Source organism: Occallatibacter sp. (genome assembly GCF_049802275.1).
GTDB lineage: Bacteria > Acidobacteriota > Terriglobia > Terriglobales > Acidobacteriaceae > Telmatobacter.
The window spans coordinates 1-17263 of the sequence record NZ_JBARMD010000572.1 but is presented as its reverse complement, the minus strand read 5'-3'; the positions used below and the strand labels follow the sequence as shown (position 1 = coordinate 17263).

16 protein-coding genes and 1 tRNA gene are annotated in these 17263 nt (G+C 56.0%); 5 read left to right on the top strand and 12 right to left on the bottom strand.

Going from position 1 to position 17263, the window contains the following annotated elements; translation table 11 throughout:
* Together WA354_RS19675 and WA354_RS19670 are read right to left on the bottom strand one after the other, a co-directional pair.
* On the bottom strand, positions 1-1356 hold a 1356-nt coding region (locus WA354_RS19675; RefSeq protein WP_472814723.1), incomplete at its 3' end, for an ABC transporter permease.
* Between the two features lie 33 nt (positions 1357-1389).
* The gene (locus WA354_RS19670) at positions 1390-1719 is read right to left on the bottom strand and encodes a PadR family transcriptional regulator (RefSeq protein WP_472814722.1); all 330 of its coding nucleotides are present in this window, start codon (positions 1717-1719) and stop codon (positions 1390-1392) included.
* Between the two features lie 142 nt (positions 1720-1861).
* On the opposite strand from WA354_RS19670, the gene WA354_RS19665 reads away from it, so the two are divergent.
* Positions 1862-2542 carry a cytidylate kinase-like family protein gene (locus WA354_RS19665; protein WP_472814721.1) on the top strand — a complete coding sequence of 227 codons (681 nt, stop codon included), beginning with the start codon at positions 1862-1864 and terminating at the stop codon, positions 2540-2542.
* 10 nt (positions 2543-2552) lie between these two features.
* Here the strand turns inward: WA354_RS19665 and alr are convergent, their stop codons facing one another.
* A complete protein-coding gene (gene alr, locus WA354_RS19660) occupies positions 2553-3734 on the bottom strand; it encodes an alanine racemase (protein ID WP_472814720.1) in 1182 nt (393 codons plus the stop codon).
* A 72-nt stretch (positions 3735-3806) separates the two neighbouring features.
* Positions 3807-5279, bottom strand: a complete 1473-nt coding sequence (locus WA354_RS19655; protein WP_472814719.1) for a sodium:solute symporter family protein — start codon at positions 5277-5279, stop codon at positions 3807-3809.
* Positions 5280-5497: 218 nt separating this feature from the next.
* Between WA354_RS19655 and WA354_RS19650 the strand changes: the two genes are divergently transcribed.
* Positions 5498-5574, top strand: a tRNA-Met gene (locus tag WA354_RS19650).
* 73 nt (positions 5575-5647) lie between these two features.
* On the opposite strand, the gene WA354_RS19645 is transcribed toward WA354_RS19650, so the two are convergent.
* Positions 5648-6064, bottom strand: coding sequence for a zinc finger domain-containing protein (locus WA354_RS19645; RefSeq protein WP_472814718.1), 417 nt, complete (start codon positions 6062-6064; stop codon positions 5648-5650).
* Between the two features lie 491 nt (positions 6065-6555).
* Between WA354_RS19645 and WA354_RS19640 the strand changes: the two genes are divergently transcribed.
* On the top strand, positions 6556-7551 hold the full coding sequence (locus WA354_RS19640; RefSeq protein ID WP_472814717.1) for a serine/threonine protein kinase: 996 nt from the start codon (positions 6556-6558) through the stop codon (positions 7549-7551).
* 22 nt (positions 7552-7573) lie between these two features.
* On the opposite strand, the gene WA354_RS19635 is transcribed toward WA354_RS19640, so the two are convergent.
* From WA354_RS19635 to WA354_RS19605, 7 genes are all read right to left on the bottom strand, one after another.
* Complete coding sequence (locus WA354_RS19635; protein ID WP_472814716.1) at positions 7574-8905, bottom strand: cation:proton antiporter; 1332 nt, start codon at positions 8903-8905, stop codon at positions 7574-7576.
* Positions 8906-8911: 6 nt separating this feature from the next.
* Entirely contained in the window at positions 8912-9490 is a 579-nt protein-coding gene (locus tag WA354_RS19630; RefSeq protein ID WP_472814715.1) for a hypothetical protein, read from the bottom strand.
* Positions 9491-9579: 89 nt separating this feature from the next.
* Entirely contained in the window at positions 9580-11238 is a 1659-nt protein-coding gene (locus WA354_RS19625; RefSeq protein WP_472814714.1) for an ammonium transporter, read from the bottom strand.
* Between the two features lie 56 nt (positions 11239-11294).
* A complete protein-coding gene (locus WA354_RS19620; protein WP_472814713.1) occupies positions 11295-11726 on the bottom strand; it encodes a hypothetical protein in 432 nt (143 codons plus the stop codon).
* A gap of 1109 nt (positions 11727-12835) precedes the next feature.
* The gene (locus WA354_RS19615) at positions 12836-13471 is read right to left on the bottom strand and encodes a response regulator transcription factor (RefSeq protein WP_472814712.1); all 636 of its coding nucleotides are present in this window, start codon (positions 13469-13471) and stop codon (positions 12836-12838) included.
* A 5-nt stretch (positions 13472-13476) separates the two neighbouring features.
* On the bottom strand, positions 13477-15021 hold the full coding sequence (locus WA354_RS19610) for an ATP-binding protein (protein ID WP_472814711.1): 1545 nt from the start codon (positions 15019-15021) through the stop codon (positions 13477-13479).
* A 120-nt stretch (positions 15022-15141) separates the two neighbouring features.
* Positions 15142-15297, bottom strand: a complete 156-nt coding sequence (locus WA354_RS19605; RefSeq protein WP_472814710.1) for a hypothetical protein — start codon at positions 15295-15297, stop codon at positions 15142-15144.
* Positions 15298-15512: 215 nt separating this feature from the next.
* Between WA354_RS19605 and WA354_RS19600 the strand changes: the two genes are divergently transcribed.
* Entirely contained in the window at positions 15513-16487 is a 975-nt protein-coding gene (locus WA354_RS19600; RefSeq protein ID WP_472814709.1) for an ABC transporter ATP-binding protein, read from the top strand.
* 85 nt (positions 16488-16572) lie between these two features.
* Positions 16573-17263: ABC transporter permease (locus tag WA354_RS19595; protein WP_472814708.1), on the top strand; the 691-nt coding region annotated here is incomplete at its 3' end.

Below are 17263 nucleotides of genomic sequence, written 5' to 3'. Positions count from 1 at the left end.
ACCCAGCACCACGCCGTCGACGTGAACGCCCTGCGCGGAGGGCAGGTCCTTCCACGCGTGGGCGAGCCACCGTGTGGCGGTCAGAGACAACAACACTCCAGCAGCGCCACCGATAAAACAAATCAACAGGCTTTCAGTCAATTGCTCGCGGACGAGGGTCCAGCGTTGTGCTCCAAGGGCGCCGCGGATAGCAACTTCTTTTTGCCGCGCCGCACCGCGCGCCACCAGCAGGTTGGCGACGTTGAGGCAGCCGATGAGCAGCATGCATGCAACGGCGCACATCAGAAGGATCAGTGGCTTCTTGACATCTTTCGCCAGGTCGTCGGTGATAGCTCGTGGCGCGACATCCTCGGCTACTGGAGCGTTCAGGTTCTGCATGTGTTCGCGATACTGCACGGCCTCAAGCTGGCTGATGGCATTGGCGAGGCTGACCGTGGGAAGCAGGCGGCCGATGACGCGGCTCTGATGCCAGTCGTGATGGCGCAACGATTCAGGCGTAGCGATGGACTGATAGGGAACCCACACCTGCACGGTGGCATACGGATATGCAAAATTTTTCGGCAGGACTCCGACAACGGTGAAAGGCTTGCCATCAAGATGGATTTGCCTGCCGACAATGGAACGATCGCCCGCAAAGCGGCGCTCAAAGACGCTCCAGGTGAGCATAACCACGTTCGAGCCCGGATGGTCCTCGGATTCGGTAAAACTGCGACCGAATGTCGGCTGGACGCCGAGGAGCGGAAAGAGGTTCCAGGTTCCGGCGGCCGCAGTGACGACCTCCGGCAGTTCATCTCGCTCGCCGGTGAGGTTGAATTGCCACCAGCGCCAGGCGGCCATATCCTGAAAACCGTGGGTCTGCGCGCGCCAGTCGTAGAAGTCGGCGGGCGATACAACGTTGTAATTGAACGAGTCTTGATTTGCCCAGTCGCCGCGAAAGTGTTCGTAGACCATCACGAGCCGACCGGGATCGCGGAAGGGGAGCGGCCTGAGCAGGACCGAACGCACGATGGTGAAAAGTGACGTGGCGGCACCGATGCACAGGGCGATGACAAGGATCGCCATCACAGAGAAGGTTGGGGTGCGGCGCAGGGTGCGCGCGCTGTAACGCAAATCGCGTCCAAGGGATTCGAGACCGTTCCAGCTCCAGGTGGCGCGGGATTGCTCGCGGACGAGTGCTGGATTGCCGAAGGAGCGGAGCGCGGAGTAACGGGCTTCGTCTGCGCTCATCCCGGCTGCGATGTTTTCCGCGATCTGGCGTTCGAGATGAAACGCGAGTTCGTCGTCGAGGTGTGTAGTGGCGCGGCCGCGGCCGAAGAGCATCAGGGTCCGCATTCGGAGTTGTTCGAACCAGCGCATGGATTCCTTCCTTGGGGTAGGGAAGTAGGCCGCTCAGGCCTCGCTTACGACAAGGTTGATCGCGGCTGAAAGCCGGTTCCAGTTGGCGGTTTCCTTTTCGAGCTGGGCACGGCCGGCGGAAGTGAGGGAATAGAACTTTGCCTGGCGCCCGGTTTCGCTTTCGGCCCATTTGGCCTTAATCCAGCCCTGTTGTTCGAGTCGATGTAGGGCGGGGTAAAGAGAGCCCTGCTGCACCTGGAGCACTTCGCCTGAAAGTTGTTGAATTCGCTTGGCGATAGCCCAGCCATGCATCTGGTCGGGCAGAAGTGTTTTGAGGATGAGAAGGTCGAGGGTACCTTGGACGAGATCGCTCGGTTTGCCCATGCCTAGATTATCTACAACGGTATTGTAGATAGTCAAGGTGTCCGTATGTGTGCGTGCAACCGAAGACGTTTTCGGCGAGTCTATTCTCTTGCGGGGTAAATGCTCTTTCGTTGTATGCTGCCAGTGGCAAGGGGAGTAGCTGATGATGCATGCGCCAATCCGAGTAATCACTGTAGAGCGGGAGTATGGGTCAAGGGGCGGCGAGTTTGCCCACGATCTCGCCGAGCGGTTGGGCTGGCGGCTTCTCGATTCTGAACTCGTAAGTGCAGCGGCAAAGCGCGCGGGTGTTTCACCGGATCTGGCCGCAAAGTTCGATGATCGTCTCGATCCCTGGTATTACCGCTACGGCAAGGTATTCTGGCACGACACTGCCTATCAGATGACCGGTCTTTCAGAGGAGCAGGTCTTTGATTCGGAGCGCATGTTGACATTGATTCGCGAAGAGATTGTAGCGGCGGCGAAATATGGCAACTGTGTCCTGGTGGGTCGAGGGGCGGCATGCGCACTGGCATGTCAGCCGGGCTGCTTTCACATTTTTGTCTATGCGACGTTGAAGGCGAAGCGCGACTGGTTCACGCAGGCATTTCCGAAGCAGGCCCATAGCGCCGAACAGGCTTTGGCAGCGTACGACAAGCGCCGAGCCGCGGTGATCCGCAAGTTCTATCAACAGGAGTGGTGCTCGCGCGGACTCTATCACATGCTACTGAACTCGGCGATGGGGACTGAAGCGATGATCGCCGCGGTAAGTGGGGCGGCGGAGTTGGAGATCGCACATCCTGTGGCTGCGGCGAGTTCGATCGGTCCCACGGGAGCTCCCTGCTGAATTCCGATGTCTAAATTGCGATCCGGGTAACGCGCGCACCAATTCTCGTAAAGATTTCCCAGGGAATGGTGCCGGCAGCTTTCGCGTGGTCGAAGGCTGAGATCGACTCATCGCCCTGTCGACCGAGGATCACAACTTCGTCGCCGCCAGCCACGTCGGGAATGTCAGTGACGTCGATGACGGATTGATCCATGCTGATGCGTCCGACGACGGGTGCACGCTGGCCGCGGACAAGAAGACTGAAATGATTGCCGAGATTGCGATCGAGGCCGTCGGCATATCCGGCGGCGATAAGTGCGAGACGCATGGGTTCGGTGGCAACAAAGGTTCCGTTGTAACCGACGACAGCGCCCGGCGCCACGGAACGCACGCTGACCACCTGCGATTTCCAGCTGAGCACCGGTTTAAGTTCGCGACGAGCCTGTCTAAGAGAGACGGGCTCTGCTGCGCCGAATGCCGGATCGTATTCGGGGATAATTCCGTAGAGTGCAAGGCCAGGACGCATCAGCGCTTTCATTTCATAGCGCGACGCAAGCTCCGAGATCTTGTGGGCCTGGCCGGCAAGCAATGCCGCGGAGTTGCCGACGTTGAGCACACCGGAGTGGATGCCGGCTGAGCGGATGCGGTTGAGGGCCGATTCCATGCGCTCGAGTTGATCCCCAGTGACTCTCTCGTCGGCTTCGTCGGCAGCAAAGAGGTGGGTCATTACGCCTTCGAGGCGCAGAGATGAATCACGATGGAAGCGCGCGAGAAGAGACGCGAGGGATTCAGGATCCGCCCCCTGGCGGCTCATCCCGGTATCGATTTCAAGATGAACGGGGAGGGAACGAACATCTTCTCCGCGCGCGGCCGCTTCAAGCTCATCGAACTGCGATCGATCCCAAACGACAGGAGTGAGTTTGTGGCGGACAACATCGCGACCTTGGCCACGGAAGGCGCCGCCGATCACCAGAATGCGCGTGTCGGCGCAAAGGCGGCGTGCCTCAATGCCTTCTTCAACGCTGGTGACACCCAGCCAGCGGGCTCCGGCACCGACTACGGCGGGCGCACACAGTTTGAGCGAGTGACCATAGGCATTGGCCTTGACGATTGTGAGGAGTTCAACCTGCGGGCCGGCAAGGTTGGCTAGAAAACGATAGTTGTCTTGGATAGCGTGGGTTGAAATCTCGACCCAGCAGGGGCGCGTATGCATCAGACTGTCCAATCAACAGTCTAGGCTATCGACGCGGCTATAGTGCGTTGCTGGATTGACGAAACAGATTCGCTATTCAGCGAACTGCGCCAGTTGGGATTCCCTTGGAGGGGCGGTGAAGAGGCTTACGATGATGAGTGCGGCGACGGCTACGAAGAGCGCAGGAAAGATGGCGTCGCGATCCGAAATAATGTGCGGAAAGAGAGACTTGACTCCTGGCAAATCCCACGCCAGCGTAACCACGGTGCCGCCGGCGATGGCAGCAACTGCGCCCCAGGCCGTAACCCGTTTCGAATAGAACGCTGCAAGAACAACGGGAGTGAGCGCGGCGGAATAGATGGTATAGGCCCAGAGCATCTTCTGCAGAATGCTTTCGGCATAGACGGCTTGGTACAGAGCCCAGCAGCCAAGCAGCACGACAGCAAGGCGCGAAATGATGAGCACGCGCTTGTTCGAGGCGTCGGGCGAGATGTAGCGGACAAAGACATCGTTAACCAGATTGGTGGCGGGTGAGAACAAGTAGTTCGAAGCAGTGGAGATGACCTTGGCGAAGACTGCGCCGAGCAGGATCGCACCGAGAACGGCAGGCAATCCGTGACGCGCAGTATAGGGGATGATTTCGCGCGGATGTATCGCCACCTCGCCAGTCGGATACAACGCCCGTCCAAAGACGGCAATGGCGACGATCAGCGTTTCGAGAACAAGTGTACCGATGATCCAGCCAACCACGGACAATCGCGCATCTTTCTCGCTTTTTGCGGAGAAGAATTTCTGGTACATCACCTGGTTGCCCAACATCAGCAGCATGGTCGGAACAAGAAATTCAAGAGCGCGAACCAGGCCCATGGCGACGGGCTGTTCGGCGCCGCTGGGAGAGAGCCGATAATTTCCGAGCACTTCGAAATATTGGGGAGGAAGAACCGAATGCAACCCCGCCCACCCGCCGGCCTGAAAAAATAGATAAGGCGCCGCGATGACGCAGATGACAGTGACGAGGGAGCCGATTGCCACATCCATGTAGGCGACGGAAGACATTCCGGCCAAAGCGGTGGTCACGATGACAAAGAACGCGATGAGGTAGGTGCCAAGCTGCGAAGAAACTGTGTCTGGGAAAATCAGGTGGAGCACGTCGCCTCCGCCCTTGAACTGGTAGCTGGTGATTCCGACGTAGGCGAAAAGGATAGCGAAGGTGCCGAGCACGCGGGCGGTCTGGTTATAACGGGCTTCGAGGAGGTCGGGCAGCGTGAACTGCGCGAATTTGCGGGCACGTGGGGCAATGAAGTAGATGAGGAGCAGCCCGAGCCATCCGCCCGCTGGCTGCCATAGCGCGGCGAAGCCATTTTTATAGGCATTTTCTGCTCCGGCGAAGAGAGAACCGGCGCCAATCCACGAAGTTAGCAGCGTTAGGACGAGAACGAAAGCAGGCAAAGAGCGTCCGGCAACCAGATAATCGGCTTTGGTTTTGACCAGCGTGGTCCGAAAGATGGCCACGGAGAGAAGAACAGTTACGATGACGACCAGAACTGCAGCGTAAAGATGGGACATCCTATGGCTCCTTCGGAGTCTGCTTTGAACTCATTATTTATGACGGCCGATCGTCGCCACGCCGGAGGAAGGCCCAAGGAGCCCAAACGCCGGTTTAAGCGCAAACTGAATGGCATATCTCAAAAGCTGCGAGAAGTGTAACGGATGGAGTGGTGCCGGGTCGCGTGCCACTGTCCGCTGGAATTTGACCCACCCAAGGCAGATTGTTAAACTAAGACTGCGGGGTGGAGCAGCCCGGTAGCTCGTTGGGCTCATAACCCAAAGGTCGCTGGTTCAAATCCAGCCCCCGCAACCATTTACGGCCTTCAACCCTAAAGTTCAACCCAACTGAAACCGGGCGCACAAGGCGCCCGGTTTGGTTTTTGGGTCTATTTCGACGATCGCCGCTCCATGATCTCTCGAACCACGTTGCTGTTTGCCGTGCGAAGGTTCTCCATCGGCGTCTCCCCATACTTTAACGTGGTTGAAATGTCCGCCTGACGCATGAGCGTCTGCTGGACTTCGAGCTGCTTCTTCAGTTTGCTCAAGAGCGAGCGGTAAGTGTGCCGGAACGTATGCCAGCCGACGCTGCCGAATCCATCCTTCGTTGCCAAATCGCCACAGGTATCGTGCACCGGGATGTTGTGCCGCTTTCCGCGGCCTCGAGGTGTGAGTGTGCAGGCCGCGCCCGGCGCTGCTCCGCACTCCGGACACTCAACCAGGCACCAGCTAGCCCGACGGATCCAATCCTGCTGGATGGGGGAACCATCGTAACTATACCCGGTTATGGGGCTCGGAAAGAGCAACTCGGATCCGGTCGATTTGCGCTTCCAATCGAAGAAGTTCGTGCCAATTCGGGATCGAGCGGAACCGCATCATCAGAGTATTCCGTCTTTGCAAGACCGATTCTGCCATGCACGACACCTTCTTTCACATTCATGCAAAGTTGTTAGAAATCGATCGCTGACCACCTCAACGCGAGTTTTTCGGCCAGGTGCGTCGATCAACCGTTCGCCAAACTAGGCATAAAAGAGCGCCAGGGGCAAGCGAAGAATTCGGCATAGGCGACGATATGAGTTGTTGCAGGCTGCCCGAGTGTATTGCCGCGCCCCTAGCGGTTCAAAATAGATTCCGCTTGGAACTGGTGATTTCGCAAGCCCTCTAACGCTACTGAAATCTACTAATGCGAACCGTCAGGCGGACGTCCCATGTGCTGCTGAATTGTCGTCAAAGGTTTTAGTTTCAATGCGATTTCCTTGCGTGTTTCTTATGACTCTCATGAAAGAATCAGGTTGCAATGAACGAAGAATTCACGACCATCTTCGAAGCTGGTGCCACCCTGGACCACTACCGCCTGGAGGCAACGGTTGCTCAAAGCGGGATGTCGACACTTTACCGGGCTACGAATCTGCGTGACGGGAAGCAAGTGCTCCTAAAGATTCCGCATGCAGAGATGGAGGCAGACCCCTTCTTGCTGGAGCGGTTCAGGCGGGAGGAGGAAATTGGCCTGCATTTCAACCACCCAGGCATCGTAAAAATCTTTGACGGCGAGCACCGCAGCCGTCTGTACATGGTTATGGAGTGGGTCGATGGGAAGTCACTTAGGGCAATTCTGAACGAGCAGACAGCGCAGGGTGAGCGCAAACTTCCTATCGAGCGCGCCGTGAAGATTACGCTTGGCATTTGCAATGCGCTCGATTACTTGCACAAGCATGGGGTGGTGCACAGAAATTTAAAACCAGAGAATGTGATGATTGATGGCGAGGGTCACATCAAGCTAATTGACTTCGGTAGCGCGATGAAGGAAGACGCGCGGCGTCTAACTTTCGCTGGCTCCTCGCCGGTAGTGGGCTCACCGGATTATATTTCTCCGGAGCAGGTGAAGGGCCAGCGCGGCGACCAGCGCAGCGATATCTATGCTGTTGGGGCAATGCTCTACGAGATGCTCACAGGGCATGCGCCATTCACCGGATCCAACCCGCTAACGATAATGAACGAACGGCTTCTAAGCGATGCCAAGCCTGCGCGTAAACTTAACCCTGAAATTTCGCCCCAGTTACAGGAGATACTCTTTCGCTCGCTTGAGCGTGACCCGCACAAGCGTTACGCTACGGCGGGTGAGATGTCCTGGGAACTGGAACACCAGGAACGGGTTTCGATCGCAGATGACGCACACCGGCCAGTTTTTGAGAAGCGGGTCCAACTTGGTGGACGCAAGATACTGCTCTATGCTGGCTTGGCGCTAGTGCCGCTTCTTCTCTTTGGCTTGATGCTGATACTGGCGTTGCGGTGAGATGCATCGAAGAAGGAGTCGCTCAAGTTTGAGCGCGCATCTCTGCAACAGAGTCGAAACCAGGCGAGGCGCTGTCGTCTCCACCCTCTCGATCCTGTGGACACTTGATCATGAAAGCACCACGCATTATGAGTGGTGTGATTAACGTGGTGAGCAAAACCACGGTAACCATGACGGCAACCTCCGGATCTTTGAAGATGCCCGTGCTGGCGCCCATGGCCGTGACAATCAGCCCCACTTCACCACGAGATATCATGCCGCAGCCGACGCGAAAGCTTGGAACAGGTCCCATTCCCATGCCAAGTGCCGCGATCCCACACCCAACGAGTTTGCTGACGACAGCGACGGCGAAGATTGCGGCGAGCAGTAGCCAATGTCCACCCAATGCGCGGAAGTTGCTCGACAGCCCAATTGACACGAAAAACAGCGGTATAAAGAGACCATGGCCAATCGCGTAAAAGGTGCGCTCGATCAGTGTCTTGAGCTTTGCGCCGGCAAAGACATATCCCAATAGATAGGCGCCAGTAATGCCGGCTACACTGCCTAGCCATTCTGCGCTAACCGCAAAAAGAAGCATGAGCGCCAGGACACAACTGGTTACCGCTTCGTTGGCATCGAGTTTTCGGAATTGCCTCATCAGCGGGTCGATCCAACGTTGTGCTGCGCCGTACGAAATTAAAAAAAACGAGGTGACACAGAGAGCGATGAGGGACATCTGCACGACGAGCGGATGTTGAGCAGCCCAAGGCAGATGGCTTTGCAGGAAGTTCGAGAGCATGGGTGCAACGCCAAATGCGCTCGCTCCTTTTGTGCTGCATGAGGCCGCGAGAAATGCCAATACAAATAGCCCCATCACATCGTCGATGACAGCGGCACCAAGAATGACAGACGCCTCTGGAGTCGTCATTTTGCCAGCGTCCATGAGCGTGCGCGCCGAGATCGATACGCTGGTTGCTGTGAGTGCGCCGCCAAGAAACATGGCGCTATTCCAGGGCAGTCCGAGAAGGTACGCTGCTCCGGTACCAAGGAAGAATGGCCAAACGACTCCCGACGCTGCAACTAGAAAAGCGGTAACACTCGCTTCGCGCATCCGGTCGATATCTGTCTCTAGGCCGGCAATAAACATGAGGACGAAACCGCCGATCTGCGCGAGGAGCAGGAATGCATCTGCAGCCGGAGTTCCGGTGAAGATCTTCATGTGAAGCATGTCGATGCAGCCGGGGCCGGCCACCACGCCAACAAGCAACTCGCCGAGAATGGCGGGGATGCCGAAGCGAGTGCTTATGGACGCCACGATTTTTCCGGCAGGGAGGAGAATGGCGATCAGCAGCGCCAGTTGCAGAGTTGCGGGCATCCTCTCCTACTTGGAACCAACAAAAACAGGTGCATTGCTCTGCTGCCTGGGTTTGCGGCCGAAACGAAGGATGCGCGGAAGCAATCCGCCGTATCCTCCGCGTTCAATTCCTTCTCGCATCATAGTGCGAATTGTCGCTGCCTGTCTTCGCGCCTGTTCTGATTGTGCTGCGTTCGACGCAAGCTGGGAAGCTCGCTGAGTATGTTCTGCAGCCTGATCACACACGCGCAGGCGCATAAGTAATTCGCCGAATTTGAGTCTTGCGATAAAACAATCCGGGTCGATTCTGACGGCTTCACGCATTTCTTCCATTGCTTCCTGCGCCTGCAAGTCGACACAGAGTGCCATGCCCAACAGTACCCTGACCTCGGGCATGTAGGGAGCCAAGTCGGCAGCTCTACGTAATTGCGCAATAAGATCGCCACGCTCATGCGAGTCGAGGACGCGAGGATCGCGGAACATCCGCTGCAACAGGCGAGAAGTCTCTGGAGCAACAGCACCTTGCAACGAGATCGGAACGTGCTGCGGCGGGACCAGAAACATTTCTTCGTTTTCTGCGGATTCAGGATAGGGCAGCTTTTTCATTGAGAAGACTCCAAGGTGCAACTTAAAAGGTGGGCAGCAAGGCTTGGCAGATCGTGCCTTGCTGCTCCAGGAGAACGACAGTGAAAAAATTAAGCTACCGCGACCCGTCCGGCTGAAACCAGCACTTCGGGCTCGGAAGCAAAGATGAATTCCGGATAGCCGAGCTGTCCCATTTCTGGCAGATCGAGACCGGCAACTTCCGTCTCGGCCGAAACACGCTGGCCGAGGAAGATGTCGAGAACCCAGTTGAGCACGAAGCTGAACGAGAAGACGAAGCCCACCAATGTAGCTATGCCCACAAGTTGAGCAATCAATTGGCTCGAATCGCCATAGAAAAGACCCGTAACGGAGCCGGTCACCCCGTTCCACGAGCCGCCATAATTGCTCGTGCCGTCGGCGAACAGACCAACCGAGAGCACGCCCCAAAGACCGCAGGTTCCGTGAACTGAGATGGCGCCGACCGGATCGTCGACTTTCAGCGAATTCTCAACAAACGACACGCTGAAACAAACCAACACTCCGGCGATCAACCCGATGATCGCGGCCCCGGTGGTGTTAACAAACCCGCTCGGTGCAGTGATGGCAACCAAACCCGCCAGCAATCCGTTGCCGCTCATCGACGCGTCGGGTTTCCCCTTCAGCATCCACATGTAGAGCAATGCGCCGAAGGTTCCGGTGCAGCCGGCCAGCATGGTGTTGACAGCGACAGAACCGATCCGCAAACAACCAGCTCCCGAAGCGCCCAGAGTGCTGCCAGGGTTGAAGCCGAACCACCCGAAAGCAAGGATGAAGCAGCCTATCAGGACGGCAGAAATGTCGTGGCCGATGATGGCATTGGCAGACCCATCGCGGTTGAACTTGCCAATGCGCGGTCCGATGATCAGCGCCACAGCCAGCGCTGTCACGCCACCGACCGCGTGCACCACGCCCGATCCGGCAAAGTCGCAATAACCCTTTCCAAGCCCCAGGTTGGTTCCCATCTGCGCGAGCCAGCCACCACCCCATGCCCAGTTGGCAAAGAGCGGATAGGTGAAGGCTCCCATTAATACGGAGGAAACAGCGAACGTCATGAACTTCCAGCGTTCTGCGGCAGCACCGGTCACAATCGTGAGAGCTGTATCCATGAACACCATTTGGAACAGGAAGATCACCATGACCCCCACGTCGTAAGTGTGGCCGGCGAGGAACATACCGCTCTGTCCGAAGATGCCCCAATTGGTGCCAAACAGCGACGACACATGCTCGCTCGCCAGCGGCTGCAAGCCGCCGAGATTTCCATTGCCGGCTGCACCACCCATCTGAATGGCAAATCCGATAATCCAGTAGGCGAACAATCCGCACGCATACACAAAGAAGTTCATCATGTAGGTGTGGTTGGCGTTTTTCACGCGACACAGGCCTGCCTCAACCATCGCGAATCCGGCCTGCATAAACATAACCAGAAAGCCTGTTATCAGTGTCCAAGTAAAGTTGATGCCGATCTTGTTTTGACCTACCTGGTTGGCTACATCGGCCAACGTAAGGCCGACCTTGGCGTCGGCTATGGGTACGTCGTTCACCGTGCCAGTGAGCGAGCCGCCCGGATCGCCATTGGCGAGTGTAGCGGTAGTGGGCGCCTTCGCGGCGGCGTCTTTCAGCTCTGCTGCCGACGCCGAGGGAGCGGCGTCCGCGCGAGCCACGATTCCTGCGCAAGCTGTCAGCAAAAACGCAAGAGTGCAGATACAGGATGCGATCCGAACAATTCTCATCAATTCAGCTCCATGGTGTGGTTGATCATCGCCGAGGGAGTTGGGGGATTAAGCCGTTAAGCCTTCCAGATAGCGTTTTTGCTCACCGCTGACGGCAGGACGTAAAGTACTCCGACTAGCGTCATTGCAAGACCGATAACCGAAGTCGTCATCCTGCCGGAAACACTTGCCGTCAAATGCAAGCCGTAGAGAACAACTACCCAGCCGCCCAGAGCCAGGAGAACGCCAATCAATTTCTGAATGGCAGGTTGCGCGCCAAGCGCGGCTTTTCCTTCCAGAGGTTTGATTTTCAAGAATCGGAAAAGCGAAAAAGCAACGACAGCGAGACCAAGAACTAAAGCCGCCTTGCCGCTACCGGATGAGAAGAACGCGACTCCTGCGGCAGCTGCTGTCAGCCCCCCCATGAATAACGTGAACGCTCTGCCCTGTGCTTTTGTTGCAGCCATTGATGCCCTCCTTGATTTAACTTTTTGAATGCCGAACCACACTGCTACTGCAAATCAACCCCTGGGTATGGCTACGCTCTGCCCTCGAGAACACGCACACCCGAACAACTCGAGTAATGAGCCTCGGTCAGGAACAACCGAGCGGGGTCAGCCTTCGCTGAGAGCCGTCACCCTGCGTGAAGCGAAAGCCGCACAACCTTGCACGCATAGCTATCGATGCAACTCGTTCAAGCACCTCATTGGTGCGAACCACGCTACCTGACAACACAAGCTCCGGCAGACTATCGGCATCCATGCGAAACATCCGTAACTCAGCGCTGTCCACTCCCGGAAACGAATCGAAAACAACATTGCGAAGCGTCAGCGCATCTCTCAATGCTTGGAAAGTCTGGTTTTCTTCCACTACTCGCGGAGGCAAATCGACGTCCCACGGATCTGCCGGGCGCATCAACCAATCGCACTCGAGCGAATTACCTTTCCATTCCAATCGCAATAGTTCCAATGGCTCGCGTGAGAAATCGCCGAAACGCAATCTTCGGCGCGCTCTACGCAGAAAATCGGCCGCGTCCAGCAGGTTTTTCATGAGCGATGAAGCACTCCCGCTTGAGTTCTTTCCGACGGCAATGCAAGAAAAACGATGAATTGTGTCAAACCTGTAAGCTCAATGAGGAGAGGCGCGCCGAACTGCAAACGAACCACGACCAAGAGAAGAACCATCGTTGCCCATTGCCACCGCGTGCGGCGTAATCTTTCCAACCGATTCGTTAGGACAAAGAGCTTTTGCGGGGCAAAGCCGCTATTGGGTGATTCGGCTCGTGCTCGGAAGCAAGCGATCGCGAAGAATCCTGAAAGCATCAATTCAACTAATAGTGCTCGTGTGCCCATTCGCTCCTCCGGCTAGATACACTTGTGCATCTCCGCCAGAAGAACTCCGACGGTCATCGTGTCAGACTTTCAGGTTTGCAATGAATCTTCGGATCGGATCCCAGATTCGAGTGCGCCCGCCTACTTCAGCCTCGGCATCGCCTTGAATTCATCGATTCGTTATGAGAAAAGAGTATGGGTTGTTTTCAAGGCAATACAACTATCCATTGGTATAGATCTTCTGATTCCTAATGGGTTCCTTATAAGGATTGGTGGATTTCCACCTACTAACTGGCTTTTGGCTCCCCGGAGGGGTTGATCTTCTCATACATCTTCACGAGATCAGCGAGTGTCTCGGCCTTCATCTTTTTCATCATTTGCCCGCGGTAGAGCTTTATTGTTACGACGCTCAAATGTAACTTGTCGGCGACTTCCTTGTTTGTCAGTCCTGCCGTCACGAGCGCCATTACCTGGCGCTCACGCTCGTTAAGCGTCTCTGTTCGGTCTTGAATGGAACGTACCTGATCGCCTGCCCGTCGATGCGCGCGATCAAGCTCGAATGCTTGCTCGACCGCCTGTAGCAACTCTTCATCGTTGAATGGCTTAATGAGGAACTCGACGGCGCCCGCCTTCATGGCCCTCCGCACCATCGGCATGTCTCCGTGCGCCGTCATGATAATGATCGGTATCGCGATCCCTGATTGAAAAAGCGCTGACTGCATCTCCATTCCGCTCATCCCGGGAAGTCGAACATCGAGCAAGAGACAGCCGCTCATTTTCGGATCCCAGCCGTCTAGAAATTCTTCAGCGGATGCAAAGATCTGGGTCTTCAAGCCGGCGGAATCCATAAGATCGGAAAGGCTTTCCCGGATTGCATAATCGTCGTCGACGATAAACACGGTGCTATTGTCCTCGATCCTCATGTTCGTCAATCTCCAATGTTCAATACGAACTGGAACACCGCGCCGCTCTCCAGCCGAGCGCCCCATATTCGGCCGTCGTGAGCTTCGATAATGCTACGGCAGATCGCAAGCCCCATGCCTGTTCCTTCTGGCTTCGTTGTAAAGAACGGATCGAAAAGTTTCTCCCGATCTTGTTCAGAAAAACCCTGTCCACTGTCTTCCACGGCAACAGTAACCGCATCTCTACCGTTGAATTCCGTGGAGATCTTTAGCACCTTGGGTTTCTTGGACATCGCCATCGACTCAATGCCATTGATCGCAAGATTAAGTAAAACCTGCTGGATCTGGACGGGATCGAGCGTAAGATACGGAAGTTTCTCATCGAGCTTGAGTTCAATCGACACTCCCCGGCGGGACGCATCGCCTCTCAGGATCTGGTCAAGATCGACGATGAGCCTATTGAGATCAGTCTCCTCTCTCACGTAATTAGACTTACTGAAGAGGGAACGAACTCGACTTAACACTGCGCTTGCCCGGGTGCTATCAGAAATAATCCTGTCTGCTGCGTTTACCGCCTTCGCAATATTTGCGGGATCAGTGCTCAGCCATCGCTTGCAGGCAGAAGCATTCGTGACTAACGCCGTGAGCGGCTGATTAAGCTCGTGGGCAATCGATGCCGCCATCTCTGCCAGGCTCGTGGTTCGCGTCGTGCGGGACAGGTCTTCTTGTGCCTGGAAGAGCCTCTGCTGAGCGCGTTGCTGGTCTTCGATGTCTACGTGTACTCCATACCAGCGCACGATCTTGCCGTCGGCAGCACGCTGGGGAATGCCACGAATGAGGAACCATCGATAGGCTCCGTTCATTCCAAGGACTCGAGCTTGGATCTCAAAGTTGTCTTCAGCTATTCGTGCATCGTCCCAACTCCTCCGGAATGGCGCCCTATCCTCAGCATGAAAGATGCCATAGAACGCCTCTCCCTTTAGTCCTTCAGATCTTCTGCCAATGTACGAAAGCAAATTATGATTACAATACTCAACTGAACCATTGGGATCCGCAGACCAGATTTGCTGAGGGATAGCTTCAGCAAGCAGAAGAAGTTGACGCTCTCGCCCAAGGATCTCTTGATTAGAGAGTTGTAAGTCTGCCGTTCGCTCGTCAACCCTCCTCTCCAACTCGTCTTTCGCGTTTCGAATTGCCATCTCGCCCTTCTTTCGGGCCGCACTGATTGCGGTTATCACGATGGCACATAACACGAACGACGCGACGAAGCTTCTAGACTCTTGGTTCACCGAGATTGAATAGAGAGGGGGAACAAAAAAGAATGTAATGAGTCCATAGGACATGCCCGTTGCCACGATTCCCGCCATGAAACCGCCAAACCAGGCGCTTCCGATGATCGCCCCGAAGAAAAGAAACACGAATGGATAAGAAATAACGTGCTGCAGGGGAAACGTCCAAAGCAGTGCAACCAGCACGAAGAAGCCGGCGATTCCGGTCGGCTTCACGGCATATTCCCAGGTCCGTTGTGAGACACGCATCGGTTTAGCGGCGATCATCCCCGCATAATACATTGATGCTGCGGATGCGGGTGACCGGAGACGGCCTTCATCAAGTGCCAGTAGGCGCTCGTTATGACGTCTCCAGGCACGGCTCCAAACTGGACCTGGGAGACCTTCATCAGCAAGGGATGTTCAACGAGCCATGCCGCCTGCTTCTCTTTCAACATTTGCACATGTCTGACGTTCGCGCTTGCAGGGCTTGGTGCCGAGTTCTGGCGGGGAGAAGAAGCCAATCAAAAGTTCGGCAATTGGAAGTAGCGCCATGGCTTTTCGCACGGCACGCAGCATCGTTGTTTTCTAGCCTGAAATGTTATACGTTGCCTCTCAATCTGCAAGAGATTCTGTTCACTTGGATCGGCTCCTGTGTCGGGCCTCCTGGACGCCAAGAAAATCGTTCGCATGACAAATGTCACCGAGTTTTCCTTACTTCCTGCACTTCAATCTCAGCCGGCTCGCTTCCATACTCGATTTGGTAGTGATCAAGATCGCACAAGGAGCGAGCCATGAGCGCAGTTCTTGAACTTCCCCAGGCCTTTGCAGCAACCGCACAATGCCCAAAAATCGAAGCTGTCGCCTCACTCAGCCGGGTCACCAAGCGATTTCCCAACGGTGTAGTCGCGCTCGACAATCTCACTCTTACCCTCCGACGCGGCGAGGTCGTCGCTCTGCTTGGTCCCAACGGAGCTGGAAAGTCCACCGCGGTCAAGCTTCTCATGGGTCTCAGTTCGCCAACTTCCGGTGTCGTCAGCATCTTTGGGGCTGACCCGCGCAATCACACCGCGCGTCTACGCACCGGAGTGATGCTGCAGGGTGGTCGGGCTCCAGAGATGCTTCGTGTGCGCGAGCACATCGAGGTCTTCAGGGGCTACTATCCCAACCCGATGGCATACGCCGACATCATTGAGGTCGCCGGCCTGGGCGATATCGAATCGCGCTTGTTTGGCCAGCTTTCGGGAGGCCAAAAACAGCGGGTGCTATTCGCGATTGCCCTGGCAGGCAACCCGGATCTTATTTTTCTCGATGAGCCGACCGTGGGGCTCGACATCAAATCTCGGCGTGCCATGTGGGCGCAGATCGAATTGCTCGCCACGCGCGGTAAGACAGTGCTGCTCACCACGCACTACCTTGAGGAAGCTGATTCTCTTGCGCAACGCATCGTGGTTATTGATAAAGGTCGCATCGTTTGCCAGGGTACACCAGCCGAAGTCAAATCTCTTGGTTCCGTCGCATCCGGCGAGACAAAAAGCGGCAGGGTCAAAATCATCCGTTGCTCGACTACCATCTCGACGCATGCTTTGTTGAACATTCCTGGGGTCACAAGCGTCTCGGTCAATGGCGAGGTCACAACAATTCTCGCGAGCCAGCCCGAGATGATTCTGCGCGAGCTTCTCGCACTCGACCCGTCCCTTCACTCGATTGATGTGCAAAGTCCCAAACTCGAAGATGCATTTCTCGCTCTCACCGGCGACCGTGAATAGTCCGAGCACCGATTGTTTCATTAACAAAATTCCTACTGATCCGGAGCGTAACCCTCCGGACCATCACTTTGAATAGGAGAGACTCATGTCCACCACGACGTTTGTACTTCCCCGCACCCCCTCTTTCACTCGCAATTTACCAATCTTCTTACGCGAAGCCCGCTATGAGTTCATTCGGCTCGTGCGCACGCGCAGCTTCTCTTTGTCCGTCGTTGGCTTCCCCGTGGTGTTCTATCTCTTCTTCGGAATCATCATGAACCGGGGACAGCAGATCGGCGCCATCTCGGTGGCGAAATATGTACTCGCCAGCTATGCAGTGTTTGGCATGGTGGGTGCAGCTCTGTTCGGTGTCGGCGTGGGTTTGGCTGCGGATTTAGCTGCCGGATGGCTCGATCTTAAGCGCGCTAGCCCCATGCCTCCGCTCGCCTACGTTCTCGCGAAATGCTGCTCCGCCGTGTTTTTCGGAATCCTTATCGTAAGTTTGCTCGCCTTGATCGGAATCACCCTTGGGCACGTCACTTTAAGTCCCATTGAGTTCATTTGTATGATCGCCCTTACTGTAGTCGGCGTCGTTCCCTTCGTCTGCATGGGCTTGGCGCTGGCTTTGCTGGTTCCCTTCAGTTCCGCTCCCGGCATAACCAACATGATTTATCTGCCCATGAGCTTCTGCGGCGGACTCTGGGTGCCTCTCATGTTCCTGCCGCACTTCATGCAAAAGATTGCCGTGCTCATGCCCACCTACCACCTCGGCCAACTGATGCTCGGCGCCTTCGGCT